We start from the raw sequence: 15,232 nt of genomic DNA on the forward strand, positions 1-15,232 counted from the left end.
TCGTCGGCCTCGGGTTTCAAGTCCGGGGCGGCCCCAGGCCTATCTGAACAAGTCGAACTCGCGGCGTCGGATGAGGGTGCGGCCACAGCCATCGGTCGGGGCAAAACGGTAGCCGCGCACGACTGCCGCGGGAATGCCGTCGCCCTTACCCATGACCAGACCGGCGGCGGCGGCCAGGGCGTCGGCCTGGGCGATCACCGTGTGGTGCAACTCGCGCCCGGTCAGGTCGTGCTCCCCACGGTGGTCGCGTAACGCGTCCATGCCGGCGACGCCGAGGGCGAAGTCGAGCAGGCCCTCGCGCCATGGGCGGCCGAACGTATCGGTCACGATCGCGGCGATCCGTGCCCCGGTCGCGGCGGCAATGGCGTCGCAGATACGCCGCGCACTGGAGTCGGGGTCGCGCGGCAACAGGATGACCGTTTCGGGGTCGAGGCTGTTTGACTCGTCGACTCCGGCGTTGGCGCAGACCCAGCCGGGACCGGTCTCGACGATGAGGTGGCCACGGTCCATGCGAACGATTCGGGTGGTTTCGCGGAGCACGACCTCGACGACGCGCGGGTCCTTGTCCCTGGTCGACGCGGCGATGCGATGCGCGAAGTCCGACGGCACGACGGTGTCGAGTCGTACCACCCGCCCCTCGGCCTTGGAGACGACCTTCTGACAGACGACGAGGACATCACCGGTTTGCGGCTGTGGTCCGCGCTCGGCGAGCACGGCGACGAGGATGGCAGCGAGGTCGTCGCCGGGCTGCACGGCGGGGACGCCGTGCACGGGGGTGATGGTCAGGCTCATGGGGAGGCTTCCGCGAGGACGGTCGCTGCCAGTCGGCGAGCGCGTGCCGGGCTCGACATGAGAGTGTCCGCGATCACCGGGCGCAGGCCGAGGGCGGCGACCCGCGGGGCGTGAGCCGCGTCGCGGGTGTCGAAGACGAACGTGCCGGCGACATCGCGGTATAGACGGGCAATGCCGACCGGAGACACCTCATGCCCAAGGCCGCGCAGCATATGATGGAGCGGCCCCTTGACCGGCCGGCCGCCGATCAGCGGGCAGACGGCGACGACGTGCGCGCGCCTGGCCCGCAACGCGGCCCGCACGCCCGCAAGGGCGAGGATCGGTCCGATGCTGACGAGCGGGTTGCTCGGTGGGATGATCACCGCCGCACTCCGTCGCAGGGCGGTAATGACCTCGCGCGAAGGCCGGGCTCGGCGGTAGCCGCGCCAGGCGATACGCCGCACGCGCCCCCGGCCGCGCCCGTGGACGAGGTAGCGCTGAAATGCGAGCGGTCCGCGCCCCTCCACGTCGACGAAGGTGCGGACCGGATCGTCGGTCATCGGGAGTACCCGGGCGCGGACGCCGTGGGCACGAGCGATGGTGCGGGTGACCGTGGTAAGTCGCCGGCCACGGCGCAGGGCGTCGGTTCGGAAGATGTGTGTCGCCAGGTCCATATCGCCGAGACGGAACCAGGTTTCGGGGTAGTAGTCGGCCAGCGCTCCGAGGCAGCGAAAGGCGTCTCCCCGCCGACCCCAACCCTGGTTGGGATGCACGGCGCCGGCAAGCGTGTAGATCACCGTGTCGATGTCGGGGGACACGTGCAAACCGAAGAAGGAATCGTCGTCGGCGGTGTTGACGACAGTGGTCAGCGCGGTGGGCTCAAGCAGCGGGCGCAGGCCCCGTAGGAAACGCGCCGCGCCCACTCCGCCAGCCAGCACCGTCACCGGTGCGTTGCGCCTGATCGACCGAGACGGTCCCATATGTTGTCGTGCGCTCCACGGGTACGCGGCCAACGGCGCGGATCAGCGCGTGCATGTCGGCGACGGGGAGGTACTCTCCCGCGTCACCGCCGGCCGACTTGGTGATCTGTTCTTCCATCAGGGTCCCACCGAGATCGTTGACCCCTGCCTGCAGGCTCAGTTGCGCCAGATCTCGGCCGAGTTTGACCCACGACGTCTGAATGTTGTCGATGCAACCGCGCAGCAGCAACCGGGCCACGGCGTACATGCGCAGGTCGAACGCCCCCCTGGGCGGCGGGTCGACCATGCCGCGCTGGTACAGTGCAGTGTAGGTGTGAATGAAGCGTAGGGGCACGAATTCGGTGAAACCGCCGGTGTCCTTCTGGATGCGGCGGAGCAATAAGAGGTGGCGTACGATGTGAGCCGGGGTTTCGATGTGGCCGTACATCATCGTCGACGACGAGCGTAGCCCCACGATGTGCGCCGTGGTCACGATATCCACCCAGGAGCCGACATCGACCTTCTTGTGACTCAGCACGTCGCGGACGTCGTCGTCGAGGATTTCCGCCGCGGTCCCGGGGATCGTGCCGAGGCCGGCGTCTTTCAACATCTTCAGGTAATCGCGGTGCGTCATGCCGGTGCGGCGGGCGCCGTAAAGGATCTCCATCGGAGAGAAGGCATGAACATGAATGTCCGGGAAGCGACCCTTGATGGCGGCCACGAGGTCGCGATAGACGAAAGGGTCGAGTTCCGGATTGATGCCGCCCTGCATGCAGATCTCGGTGGCTCCGAGAGCGACCGCTTCCTGGACCTTGGCCAGCACGTCGTCGACGGTGTCGGTTCGTGCGTCGCTATCCTTGCGGTGCCGGGCGAAGCCGCAAAAGCGGCAGCCAACAAAGCAGACATTCGTGAAGTTGATGTTGCGGTTAACCACATAGGTTACGGCCGGGCCGACGTCGGCGGCGCGGACCTTGTCGGCGGTGCGGATGAGTGCGGCCAGGTCGGGGCCCTCGGCGCCGAGGAGCAAGATGCCGTCGTCGAAGGTCAGCTCGTCGCCGGCGACGGCGCGCTCGAGAATGTCGGCCAGTCCGGGTCGGGAGGCGGCAAGCATGGAATCGAGCGAACGCTCGTCGTGGACGAGCGCGCGAAGGTTCTGCATCAACATATCCGTGCTCCTAGTTCGGCGGTTCGTGCCGCCACGGGGGTCGCCAGGGCCGGGTCGAGGAAGCCGGGTCGGTCGACGTACTCCGGGTATATCGGCAGGCGGGGCTGGAGCGTGAAGCCCTCCGAGCGGCAGAGGTCGGCGAGCGCGGCGACATGAGGCCACGGCGCCTCCGGATTGACGTAGTCGGGGGTGACGGGGGAGATGCCGCCCCAGTCGTTGAGGCCGGCGGCGAGCAGCAGGCGGTGATCGTACGGGCTGAGGTTCGGCGGTGCCTGGATGCTCATATCCCAGAGCAGCAGGCGAGCGACCGCGATCGTTTGAGCCAGCTCGAGGCTGCCGGTTTCCGGGTGGGTCGCGGCGCCGGTGTTGGGCTTCGCCCGGAAGTTCTGCACGATGACCTCCTGTATGTGACCGTGCCGGGCGTGGAGGTCGCGAATAGCCGCCAGACTATCGACGCGCTCGGCGCGGGTTTCCCCGATGCCCACGAGAATGCCGGTGGTGAGTGGGATGTGCAGCTCGCCCGCCTCGCGCAGCATCCGCATGCGCGGCTCCGGGTCCTTGTCCGGCGCATGGTAGTGCACCTGGCCCTTGCGGCGGAGTCGTGGACTGACGCATTCGAGCATAAGTCCCATGCTGACGTTAACCGGGCGGAGTAGCTGCAATTCGTCGCGGCTCATCACGCCCGCGTTGGTGTGGGGGAGCAATCCCTCATCGATGGCAATCGTGCAGGTCTGGTGCACGTACTCGACGGTCGTGCGGTGTCCGAGCGCGGCCAGTGTCTGGCGATGGCTGCGGAAGGCGAGTTCGGGCTTGTCGCCGAGGCACATCAGGGCCTCGACGCAACCCTGGCCGCGTCCGGCACGGCTGGCGGCACGGACTTCCGCAGGCCGCATGGTCCAGGCATGGGGGTCGTCCGGGTCGCGGCGAAAGGTGCAGTACGTGCAGCGGTCGCGGCACAGATTTGTGATCGGCAGAAAGACCTTGGGGGAGTAGGTGACGGTGGAGCCCTTCAGGCGGGAGCGCACGGTGCCCGCGACGGCCAGCAGGGCACTTATTTCCGTGGAATCCTCGGTGTGGAGGAGCGTCTGGGCGGCGTCGACGTCGATGGGGTGGCCGTCGAGCGCGCTACCGAGGGCGCGATGAACGACTCCAGTCAGGCCCCGCCAGCCCGCGGGCGCCACCACATCCACTGACGGCGGCATGATCCGTGCGTACCACAACGCCGCCGGTCGGAATAGCCGAGCGCAGAAAAAGGCGCCGACCCCGGTAAGGCCCCTGGGGCGCTTGACCCTTGCGGGGCCGGGGTCGGGCGGTCAGGCCGCGATGCGGTAATCGTGGCGCACGCGCAGAGCCAGCAGACCGTCTTCGCTGCGGTTGGCGGCGAGGAAGTCGCTGACTCGCGGCAATTCCGTGGCGTCGAAGATCCGGCTGCAGCTCTGCACTAGCTCGACATATTGCGCGTCGGGCATACGGGCGATGCTGATGGACGGATCGTCGGCGTCGTCGAAAGCCACGTCGAGGGCGTCCACGTCGATGCTTTCGATCACGGCCCGCACGACTCCAATAAAGCTGTCGAGCTTGCTCGGGCGCAGTGCGTGCGGATAGAGCTCGCGGTCGAGGCCGTGCAGGAGATGGGCATCTTCGATGCTCACGCTGGTCGGCAGCGACTCCAGGTGGCCCGGTGTGAAGCGGTAAATCCGCGGCTCGTCGACCGATGCTCGCTCCACCGTCACGAGGTACCTGGTATGGCCGTCGGTGACCGTGAAGGTCACGATGCTCATCGGATCCCAGACCGGGCCGATGGCGCGTACTGCCGTGTCGTGCCGGCTGACAATGGCCAGTGAGTGACCCTCGTGTTCCGCCTGGAATTCCAGCAGCGCTTCGGTGGCGGCGGCGACACTGTCGTCGTCGGGGCGTGCAGCAACCGCAAGGGGTTGCAGGCGCTTGCAGTCATGGCAGGCGAGATATTGGGTATCGGTGACGTGCGTGGTCATGGTTTGGGTCCTCGCGGCGAATTTTGTCAGGAGTGCAGCCGGGGGGCCGCGCTCGGTCGTGGGGGTAGGGTGACGGTGAACCGGGTGCCCTGGTTGGCGGCGCTGCGCACGCGCAACTGGCCGCCGAGCAGGTCGACGAGGCGAGTGGCGATACGCAGCCCCAGGCCGAGTCCGCGGTAGCGGCGGCGCGGCGAGGAGTCGCCCTGTGAGAGACCCTGAAGCGCGTGTAACAGCTCGTCGCGATCCATGCCGATACCGGTGTCGCAAACCTCGATCTCGAGTGCGCCCGGCTGAGCCCCCTCGCGGGCTTCGACGGACACGGCGCCCTTGGCCGTGAACTTCACGGCGTTATCGAGCAGCGCCCAGATCACACGTTCCACCTTCTCCTCATCGCTGACCGCGATCAGCGGCGTTGTCGGGAGTTCGGTCCGGAGCAGCAGGCCCTTGTCGTGGACCGTCGGCTGCACGCGGTGTATCGACCGCCGCACGGTTTCGACGATATCGAAGGGGCGGATATCGAGGCTGATTTCGCCGGCATCGATGGAGTTCAGCAGGAGCACGCCGTCGATGAGCGACGAGAGTTCGAGGGAGTTCACCTGGATGCGCTCGATGTGATTGCGTTGGTCCTGGGTCACCAGGGTGCCGAGCTCTTCGAGAAGGATGGAGCTGTAACCGATGATCGCGCCCAGCGGGGTGCGCAACTCGTGCGACAGGTTCGCCAGGAAATCCTCTTTGAGGCGCTGACTGCGCAGGGCGGAGCGCCGGCGCGCCACCGCGCGTCGCACGAGGTCCGATATCTGCGGCACGTCGAAGGGCTTGGTGATGTAGTCGAACACGCCGGAGCGAATGCCGCGCAAGGCGGAATCGAGCGAGCTGTACCCGGTGATCACGATGATCTCGATATCCGGGTCCAGCTCCTTTATCCGTTCCATGACCTCCACTCCGGTCATAACGGGCATGCGCAGGTCGAGCGTGACGACATCGATCGGTGTCGACCGCACGATATCGAGCGCGTCACGGCCGCTGTTGGCCATGAACACGTTGTAGCTCGGCTTGAAGATCATCCGCAGCGATTCGGCCGGGCCGATTTCGTCGTCAACGATCAATAAACTGGCTCGATCGTCGTGAGTTGAGACCTTCTCAGCAGTTGCCACCATAGTGCCCCATCTCCCTCTCTTGCGTGTCGTCAGCGAGAGTTATCTTGCGGCGCAATACCGCCATGCACGAAAAATGCCGTCGATGGTCTGAGGTGCCCTATCCGTCGAGGGCTCAGGGTGTAAATTCTTAATAATGCTTGGTTAATTCTTGTCTCTGGCCGAGGGGGCGATGCCGGCGATGTACCGGTGTCGCGGGTCGGAGCGTCGGATTGTCGTCGCTTTGTGTCAGCCAGGCACCGCTGGAGGGTTACGGCGATTGCCGGCCCGCGGGTTGGATCAGCGTCATGGAAGTGCCGATCACGCCAGTGGAGGTTGGGTGGGCGGCGGCGGATCACTGGAATCGCGGGCGCCGGGCACGGAGATGCCGACCGGGTCATTCCGATCCGGCGGCCTCCGATCCACATCCGCTCCGTTGCCCGCTGCATTCGGATGATGGGATAGTACAGTATCGGCCACGGCTACACAAAGGGACCGGGGCATGGTTGCGGTCCGGCCGGAAAACGGTCGCGGGGGGGGAGCAGGATCGGGCTTTCGGGAGAATTCGCTTGAAAAAGTTTCATTCCGCGTGGTACCCGAGAAGGGTAGTCCGAATCCGGCGCGGGTTACTGTGGCGGAACTGGCGAGAAGACGGGAATGGTGGCGCGGGCGCTATCCGTGGCGCTCTTTAGAGTCTTCGGCCTTGGCGGTGTGGGCAGCGGACTGCAGCAGGGGCGACAGTGGGAACCAGGACCAGTGAGCTTGCCGAGCTCCAACCGATGAATGTCGAGTCCGCGGATGGGGGCGTCGCAGCGACGGAGCCGACCGGGCAGATCGTGGTGATCCGCCCCGACGTGGTGGACACGGTCGGCCACGTTCTCGGCAACCTCTTTCAGCGGATATATCATCTTGTCGATCGGGCCGAGTTGGCAGCGCCCGCGGAAGTCGGCGACCTGAACAAGAACGTGCGCCGGCTCGAGGATTTCTTGCAGTTGGTCATGGATTACATCTCGCCGGTGCCGTTGGTGCTGGAGTACGTGCCGGCAACGGAGGTGGCACAGAGTCTGGCGCGGCAGGTCAGCGACACGGTGGGCTGCGCCGTGCGGGTGGATGCCAGGGTGGCGGTGGACGGCCGTTCGCTGGTCGATCCGGGGCGCCTGGCGCGAGCCTTCCGGTTACTTGCCCGACAGCTCGAGGCGAGCGCCGAGAGCGGAGTTGCTATCGAGCTCAAGGTGGCAGGGCGTGCCGCCGGGCGGACGTTGTCGCTCAAGGCGCGTGTGCCGGGGCAGTTGAAGGCGCAGCGGTCGAGCGACGCGGAGATGGAATGGGCCGTGGCCGAGCGGCTCATCGAACTGCACGGTGGCGGGGTGCGATGTCAGGACCTGCCTAACGGGGATGCGACGTGGGAGATTTCACTGCCGCTTCAGCCCTAGCCGTGCAGACAGGCTTCCCGGCGCGGATTCTGGTCGTCGATGACGACCCGTTGATCCGCCGGCAGCTCGAGGGGTTATACGCGGCCTCGGGTTACGCCGTGGAGTCGGCGTCCGACGTCGATGCCGCCGTCGAGCGCCTGACTTCGTCCGACTTCAGCCTTGCCGTGGTGGACCTGAAGATGCCGGGTAGCGACGGCCTCAGCCTGATCCACGAGATCCGCGAGCGCTGGCCTGGCGTGGATGTCATCATGATCACCGGCTACGGGAGCATCAAGGGTGCCGTCGAGGCGATGCGGCTGGGCGCGTGCGATTACATCACGAAGCCGTTTGCGCCGGACGACCTGCTCCTGGCAACGCAGAAGGTGCTCGAACGCCGTCGTTTGTTGGACGAGATCGAGTACCTGCGCAAGCAGCTTTCCGACCGGTACACCTTCGCCAACATGGTCAGCCGGGACCCGACGATGCTCGAGGTGTTCTCGACGATCGAGATGCTGGCGCAGAGCGACGTGACGGTGCTGATTACCGGCGAGTCGGGCACGGGCAAGGAGCTGGTGGCGCGTGCCATCCACTTTCAGGGCAAGCGCAAGGCCGGGCGTTTCGTGGCGATAAACTGCGCGGCGGTGCCCGAGTCGCTGCTGGAAAGCGAGCTGTTCGGGTACGAGCGCGGGGCGTTCACGGGTGCGCACCAGGATCGGGTCGGCAAGATCGAACTCGCCAACGGCGGCACGTTGTTCCTCGACGAGGTCGAGAGCATCCCGCTGGCGATGCAGGCCAAGCTCTTGCGCGTACTCGAGGAGCGCGCCATCGAGCGGCTCGGCGGTAACAAGCGCGTCGGCGTCGACATGCGGGTGGTGGCGGCGACGAACAAGAACCTGTCCGCGTGTGTGGCCGAGGGCACGATGCGCGAGGACTTCTACTACCGAATCAATGTTGTGCCCGTGCAGTTGCCGCCGTTGCGCCAGCGGCTTGCCGACATACCGCTGATCGTGGCGGAGTTTCTGCGTAACAACCCGCTGGCGCGCGAGAAGAAGATCAACCGGGTGGCCGACCGGGCGCTCGCCGAGTTGATGGGATACTCCTGGCCGGGGAACATTCGCGAGCTTCTCAACGTCATGGAGCGCGCCGTGCTGCGCGCTAAAGGCGACACCGTTGCCGAAGTGGACGTTCCGGGGGCGCGGCCTGACGCCCGCCACGTCCCGCGGGAGGCGGCGGTCGACCTCGCGTTACCGCTGCGACAGTTTCTCAAGGCCAGCGAGCGCGACTACCTGCGCCGGCTCCTCGAACGTTACCACGGCAGCATTGCGCCGGCGGCGCGGCATGCGCTCATCGATCAGGCAACGCTGCACCGCAAGATCCGGTTGCATGGTCTGCGCCCCAGCGACATGCGGCGCGCGCGACAGGTCGGCGAGGACAGCGACGCATGAAGCGGCAAGTCCATTCGGCGCCGCGGCCCCGGTGCGTTCGTTCACAGACCGCTTAACGCCGGCGTTTCACGATGTACTGCGACTTCTACAAGCTTACCGAACGGCCGTTCAACGTCACGCCGGACCCCAAGTTCCTCTACCTGAATGCCCGCTATCGCGAGGCGATCGCCTCGCTGCATTACGGCATCACCCAGCGCAAGGGATTCATCACGCTGATCGGCGAGGCCGGCACCGGAAAGACGACGCTGCTGAAGAAGCTTCTCGACGAGCTCGATCCCAAGACGCGCACCGTTTTCATCTTCAATACCAACGTTACCTTCGAAGAGATCCTCGAATACATCTTCGCCGAGTTCGACCTGCCTATCCACAATGGCAAGAAGCTGTACATGTTGCAGCGGCTCAACACCTTCCTGCTGAACGAGCTGCAAAACGGCGGCAACGTGGCCCTGCTGATCGACGAGGCTCAGGATCTCGAGTTTGCGGTCCTGGAGGACCTCCGACTGCTGTCGAATCTCGAAACCGCGAAGGAAAAGATCCTGCAGATCGTGCTCTCCGGGCAACCCGAGTTAGGTCAGAAGCTCAGCAATCCCGTGCTGCGCCAGTTGCGCCAGCGCATCGGCATCAACTGTCGGCTGCTGCCTTTGTCGCGCGAGGAAATCAGCGAGTACGTCCGCTTCCGCCTGCAGGCTGCCGGCAGCCCGGACCTGAAGCTGTTCTCCCGCGAGGCCGAGGATCAGGTTTATCGGTTCTCTCACGGCATTCCGCGGTTGGTGAATGTCGTTTGCGACAATGCGCTGGTCATCGGTTACGCTCTGGGCCGCCAGCGCATCTCCGCCGAGATCATTACCGAGGCAGCCGCGGATCTACTGGCGGTCGACCCGTCGATTTCGGCGATCGCGACGGCCGAGCCGCCGCCGGACCTGGATTTGCCGACCGCGCCGGTGACCGTGTCGCCGCCGCCGGCGGCGGGTACCGGCAACCGCTGGCGGTCGCGACTTGCGGTGGCGGCCCTGATGGTCGTGGCCGTGGGTGTGGGATTGTTCTCGATGGGGCGAACCATGCTGTCGATGCGCGACGGAGGGGGCGACGTGCCGGTCGTCGCGCCATTGCCTCAGATCGAGGTCATTCGGCCCGGGTCGCAGCCGTACGGCTCGGGTGTGAGCGTGCCGGAGCCCGCCGCCGTGGCGGCCGCCCCGGCCGGAACCGACCGGGCGGCTATCGAGCAACCCGTGCCGGTGAACCGGCCTGCGGAAGTGGCCGCCGACGATGTCGATGTCGTCATAGAAGCGGGGGATCGAGGTTCGGCGGCGCGGGTCGCCGTCCAACGGCCGACTGGCGAGGAAGTCGAAATCGGCGGCCGGGGCGATGGCGCCGGCCAGATGGCCGCTGCCGTTGCGCCACCCGCTTTGGGGCGCGCCGAGGCACGGGGTGCCGAGGCGCCACGCCCCGGTTCCGGCGCCCGCGAATTGGTACCGTCCGATCGCGAACTTGCCGGGGCTCCGCCGGACGGTGAGCGCGCCGGCCGGCGTCCCCTGGCGGCCGACCCCAGGAGCCGCGTGCCGCCCGCGGCGGCGCCCGCCCCGGTGGTGGCGAGTGCGCCGGAGGCGATCGTCCGGTTCGACGCAGATGACGTCGTTGCCGAAGATGACAGGATCCGGCCCGCGAGTCCCGAGGGCGCACCTCAGCTTGCCGGCGTCCCATTTACCGAGAAGGCGGTACGTCAGGGCGACTCTTTGTCCCAACTCGCCATGCAGAAGTACGGGCAGGCGACGCCGACGATTCTCGACATGTTGAAGCTTGCCAACCCGAGGCTGAGTGACGTCGACGTGATTCCGGTGGGGCAAACGATCCGCTTGCCCGAACTGAGTGACGGCTTTCCAACCCTCGTCGATAGTTCCGGGAAACTGGCCTTGCTGGTCTACTCGAGCCCGCGCAACGACCGCGCCCAGGCTCTGCAGAAAGCGCTGCGTAACCGCGGATTCGACGTACGCGTGACCACCGGCAGGTTTGGAGCGCAGAAACCGATCTACCGCGTGGTGCTCCCGGGGTTTTCGGACCGCAGCGAAGTGGCGGCAACCGGCCGGCAACTCCAGAAGGTTCTGCGCGAGGATCGACAGATCGCCCGTCTGGGCGAGTGAGCGGGGATGAAAAAGATGACGCTGCCCCAGTGGTTCGTGATCAGCACCAAGACTCGGCGCGAAGAATATGCGCAGGACCAGCTCCGCCGGCGCGGCGTCGAGACGTTTTTGCCGCGCATCGTCGAACCCGCTCGCCTCGCGGACCGATCGAACATCGTGCCGCTCTTTCCGGGTTACTTGTTTGCCCGCCTCGATTTGACGACACAGTACTTTCACGTGGTGTGGACGCCCGGGGTGCGGAAGCTCATCGGGTTCGGAGACGTACCGTGTCCGGTCGATGACGCGGCGGTGGATTTTCTGCGCGCGCGGGTCGGTGCCGAAGGCGTTTTGCGGCCGGCCTCGCTGTTGCGTGAAGGCGATGTGGTACGGGTCCGACGGGGCCCGTTCGAGGGGTTGGTGGGGATCATTGAACACCCCGGGTGCGGGCGTGGCCGCGTCCGGGTGCTGATGGAGCTGTTGCGGCGCCAGACCCGTGTCGAGGTGCCGCTGCACATCCTCGAGCGCGTCTCGGCCTGAGCCGGGCGCCGACGGGCGGCCGGCTTCACGCCGCGCCGGCCCCTTCCGTGACACCCACGCAGCGCGAAACGCCCGGCGAGGAACGCGTCGTCCTCGCATGGGCGGAGCCATGAGCGCCGCCCGACGGGGAGGGGCGCCGGCCGCGTCGATCGAAACTGAAGCAAATGACAGGAACAGAACGAGTGCAGCGAGGCCTGGCGGGCATCGTTGGCGGCGCATGGGGCGGGACGATTGTGGGTCTCATCGAGGCCACGCTGATCGCTGCGACCTCGGGCCCCGCCGACGAATACTGGCTGTTTCCCTATGCGGTCGCGACTTACGGTTTGCTTGGCGCGTCGATCGGTGCTGCGGTAGGAGCATTGTACGCCGCCGGTTGGCGCCCGGGCGCGCGGCGAATGGCCGAGGCGACTGCGCTTGGGGGCGGATTCGCCGTGGCGGGGTTGGGTGCATTCGTGGTGCGCTATCACGTCGTTCAGCGTGTGTTTCACGAGGAACTGGTCAACGCGTCCGCGGTCGGGGTCGGGGTCAACGCCGGTGTGCTTGGGGGCTGCCTCGTTATCGGCGTGCTGCTCGGTCTGACGCTCCGTGCGGTAGTTGCGCGGCGCCACGGGTTAGTCGCCGCGAGCGGGCTGTTGCTGGTTGTCGGGGCGGTGACCGTTGCCGGTGCCTGGGCGACTGCGGCGGCTGCCGGCGAGAGCGAGGTGGTGCGCCGCACGAGTGCCGGCGCGGCCGGATTGCCGAACATCGTGCTGGTGATTGCCGATACCTTGCGCGCCGATACGGTAGCGGAGTCCGTGACCGCCAATCCAGACGGTGGATTGCGCCGGCTGGCCACCGATGGCGTTACCTTCCCGCAGGCGTACGCGCAGTCGAGCTGGACGCGGCCGTCGGTGGCCACGATCTTCACGGGTCTGTACCCGTCGCAACACGGCGCCATCCACAAGATGACGCCGTTGCCGGACGACGTAGCCACCCTTGCCGAGGCGCTACGTGCCCGCGGTTATTGGACGGCGGGTTTCGTAACCAACATCAACGTCGCGCCGATCTTCAACTTCCAGCAGGGTTTCGACGAGTACACTTACCTGGCGCCGTCCTTTTACTTCTGGGCGACCGATTCGGCGACGCGGCTGGCGATCTACAAGGGGCTCCGGCTCGTCAGGGAGCGACTGCTGCGCGACCGGATTTACGTGGCCAATTACTACCAGGACGCCCGAGTCGTCGACGAAGCGGTGGGGCAGTGGCTGGCGCAACGTCCGCCGTCGCCGTTTTTTCTCGTTGTGCATTACATGGATCCGCACGATCCGTTCTTTGCGATTCCATACGACGGTTCCGGGGTAGCCCGGGTGATCGATCCCAATCCGCCGGCCTCCCGGGCCGACGAGATGCGTCGGCTATACGAGCAAAACGTCCGGTACTTCGACGGTTTTCTGGCGCAACTGCTCGGTCAGTTGGCGGCGCGCGGCGACTACGACAACACCCTGGTCGCGCTGGTCGCCGATCACGGCGAGGAGTTCTACGAGCACGGCGGCTGGTGGCACGGAACCACGCTGTTCGAAGAACAGATCCACGTCCCGTTGATAGTCAAGCGGCCGCGCGAATCGCGAGCGGGGCAGCGCGATCCGCGGCCGGCAATGACGATCGACGTGGCCCCGACCCTGCTGGCTGCCGCTGCCGCGCCGCCGCTGCGGGACTCCCACGGCCGCGATCTGTTCGGGCCCGATGAATCGCCCGGAACCTTGTTCGCGGAGGAGACCCTCGAGGGCAACGTGCTCACCTCGTTGCGCCTCGGGGAGTGGAAACTGATCACGGCCAACACGGGAAATCCGCGTGGCCTTCCCGAGGTGGCGTTGTACGACCTCGTCAGCGATCCGACCGAGTCCCGCAACCGCGCCGCCGATGCGCCGGAGCGTGTGCAGGCGATGCGCGCGGAGATGGAGAAGTTGCGGGTGACGCTCGGAAAACCCCCGGCCTGAGCAGGTACGATGCTGCTGATCGTCGGACTTGACGGTGCCACCTGGGCCCTGTTGGACCCGTGGTTGGCCGCCGGCCGCCTGCCCGTGCTGGGACGGCTACGGGCTCACGGCGCGTGGGGCCCGCTGGCTGCGACGACGCCGCCGGCGACGATGCCGAGCTGGACGACGTTCATGACCGGGGTCAATCCCGGTAAGCACGGGATATTCGATTTCACGCAACTGGTGCCGGGAACCTACGATGTGCGTTTCGTCAATGCGACGTTCCGCAAGGCGCCGAGCGTCTGGGCCCGGTTGAGCGGGGCCGGACGCCGGGTGTGCGTTCTGGGTCTGCCGGGTACGTATCCGCCCGAGTCAGTGAACGGTTGCATGGTGAGTGGCTTCGATACGCCGGTGACCACGCGGGCCGATGCGTCGTTTGTGTATCCGCCGAGCCTGGCGCCGGTGGTTATGGGGCTCGGCGGGTTTCCGTTCGCCGACTTTCAGGAAATGCATGTGTCGCCGCGCTGGTTCGCCATGGCGCGCGAGCGGTTGCTGCGCGGTATCGCCACCAAGACACGCCTCGCGCGGGCCATGCTCTCGCGCGAGGCGTGGGACTGCTTCATGGTCCTGTTCGGCGAATCGGACACTGTCTCGCACCACTTCTGGCACTGCGCCGACGCCGCTTCGCCGCGCTTCTCGGCGGCGCTGGCGGCGCGGTTCGGCGAGGTCCCTCTCGAGGTGTTCGAGGCTCTCGATGCTGCGGTCGGCAGCCTGATTGCCGCCGTTCCGGGGGCGACGGTGCTGGTGGTGTCCGACCACGGTTTTGGTGGGGCGGGGGCGAAGGCGGTCCACCTGAATCGTTGGCTCGAGGCGGCAGGTTTTCAGCGCCGGCGCGAGACCGGGGTGCGAGTGGGGGCCGGTGCGGTAAAGCGCATGGTCGGCCGCGCCGTGCCGGCAGCGTGGCAGGCACCGCTGTTCCGTATGGGAGGCGGGCGGTGGGCGAGCCGTTTCGAATCGCGGGCGCGGTTTGCAGGGATTGACTGGGCGGGAACCCGGGCGTTTTCCGAGGAACTCAACTATTTTCCGAGCGTGCGCCTGAACGTGCGCGGGCGGGAGGCGGCGGGGACGGTCGACCCCGCCGATTACGAGCGGGTGCGGGACGAGGTTTGCGCGGCAGCGACGACGCTGCGCGACCCGGAACACGGTGCCCCGCTGGTACGACGGGCCTGGCGCCGTGAGGAGCTTTACGACGGGCCGTGGGTGTCGCTGGCTCCGGATATCGTTCTCGATCTGGAGTTGGACCGTGGCTACTCGTACAACTGCCTGCCTTCGGCCGGGGCACCGGGTGCGCCGCCGGTTCGCCGGCTGGCTGCCCGGGAACTGGGGGGCGGGAAGTTGCGCGGCATGAGCGGGAGCCACCGTCCGAACGGTATCTTCGTCCTTGCCGGCGACGCGGTGAAACCGGGCCGCCGCGAGGGGGTGCGGATGGTCGACATGACCCCCACGATGCTCTTCGCATGCGGAGTGCAACCCGGCGCAGAATTTGATGGAGTAACTATTTCCGACGGTGTAGGAACCGAAGTGTTCGAGGCAGATTCGCAAGGAACGGCCTCGGTAGAACCGTATTCTCCGGCGGAGGAACGGGAGTTGGAGGACCGCCTGCGGGCTCTCGGTTATCTGGGATGAGAGGATACGACGCCACGCGCATTTTTGGACGACGGATCGCTATGGTGGCGGCCTGTCCTTT

Annotated in this window: 12 protein-coding genes; 6 read left to right on the forward strand and 6 right to left on the reverse strand. The window is 66.6% G+C overall.

The features are described from left to right. Positions 1–39 precede the first annotated feature (39 nt). The 6 genes from cofE to L6Q96_12590 form a co-directional block, all read right to left on the reverse strand. On the reverse strand, positions 40–792 hold the full coding sequence (gene cofE, locus L6Q96_12565) for a coenzyme F420-0:L-glutamate ligase (GenBank protein MCK6555392.1): 753 nt from the start codon (positions 790–792) through the stop codon (positions 40–42). After that, positions 789–1,715, reverse strand: a complete 927-nt coding sequence (gene cofD, locus L6Q96_12570) for a 2-phospho-L-lactate transferase (GenBank protein ID MCK6555393.1) — start codon at positions 1,713–1,715, stop codon at positions 789–791. The genes cofE and cofD overlap by 4 nt, the downstream gene beginning before the upstream one ends. Next, positions 1,651–2,889, reverse strand: a complete 1,239-nt coding sequence (cofH, locus tag L6Q96_12575) for a 5-amino-6-(D-ribitylamino)uracil--L-tyrosine 4-hydroxyphenyl transferase CofH (GenBank protein MCK6555394.1) — start codon at positions 2,887–2,889, stop codon at positions 1,651–1,653. The genes cofD and cofH overlap by 65 nt, the downstream gene beginning before the upstream one ends. Beyond that, complete coding sequence (gene cofG / locus L6Q96_12580; protein ID MCK6555395.1) at positions 2,889–4,097, reverse strand: 7,8-didemethyl-8-hydroxy-5-deazariboflavin synthase CofG; 1,209 nt, start codon at positions 4,095–4,097, stop codon at positions 2,889–2,891. The genes cofH and cofG overlap by 1 nt, the downstream gene beginning before the upstream one ends. A gap of 111 nt (positions 4,098–4,208) precedes the next feature. Next, on the reverse strand, positions 4,209–4,889 hold the full coding sequence (locus tag L6Q96_12585) for a hypothetical protein (protein ID MCK6555396.1): 681 nt from the start codon (positions 4,887–4,889) through the stop codon (positions 4,209–4,211). 26 nt (positions 4,890–4,915) lie between these two features. After that, positions 4,916–6,046: a hybrid sensor histidine kinase/response regulator gene (locus L6Q96_12590; protein ID MCK6555397.1), complete on the reverse strand. Its 1,131-nt coding sequence runs from the start codon at positions 6,044–6,046 to the stop codon at positions 4,916–4,918. A 755-nt stretch (positions 6,047–6,801) separates the two neighbouring features. On the opposite strand from L6Q96_12590, the gene L6Q96_12595 reads away from it, so the two are divergent. From L6Q96_12595 to L6Q96_12620, 6 genes are all read left to right on the forward strand, one after another. Continuing rightward, positions 6,802–7,455 (forward strand): hypothetical protein, encoded by a 654-nt coding sequence (locus L6Q96_12595; protein MCK6555398.1) that lies wholly within the window; start codon positions 6,802–6,804, stop codon positions 7,453–7,455. Then, complete coding sequence (locus tag L6Q96_12600; protein ID MCK6555399.1) at positions 7,425–8,879, forward strand: sigma-54 dependent transcriptional regulator; 1,455 nt, start codon at positions 7,425–7,427, stop codon at positions 8,877–8,879. Before L6Q96_12595 ends, L6Q96_12600 begins: the two co-directional genes overlap by 31 nt. 71 nt (positions 8,880–8,950) lie before the next feature. Further along, entirely contained in the window at positions 8,951–11,017 is a 2,067-nt protein-coding gene (locus L6Q96_12605) for an AAA family ATPase (protein MCK6555400.1), read from the forward strand. A gap of 15 nt (positions 11,018–11,032) precedes the next feature. Next, the gene (locus tag L6Q96_12610; GenBank protein ID MCK6555401.1) at positions 11,033–11,533 is read left to right on the forward strand and encodes a hypothetical protein; all 501 of its coding nucleotides are present in this window, start codon (positions 11,033–11,035) and stop codon (positions 11,531–11,533) included. Between the two features lie 182 nt (positions 11,534–11,715). Then, positions 11,716–13,506, forward strand: coding sequence for a sulfatase-like hydrolase/transferase (locus L6Q96_12615; GenBank protein ID MCK6555402.1), 1,791 nt, complete (start codon positions 11,716–11,718; stop codon positions 13,504–13,506). Between the two features lie 9 nt (positions 13,507–13,515). Further along, positions 13,516–15,171: an alkaline phosphatase family protein gene (locus L6Q96_12620; GenBank protein MCK6555403.1), complete on the forward strand. Its 1,656-nt coding sequence runs from the start codon at positions 13,516–13,518 to the stop codon at positions 15,169–15,171. The last annotated feature ends 61 nt before the right edge of the window (positions 15,172–15,232 follow it).

The sequence above is a fragment of the Candidatus Binatia bacterium genome (genome assembly GCA_023150935.1).
GTDB lineage: Bacteria > Desulfobacterota > Binatia > HRBIN30 > HRBIN30 > JAKLJW01.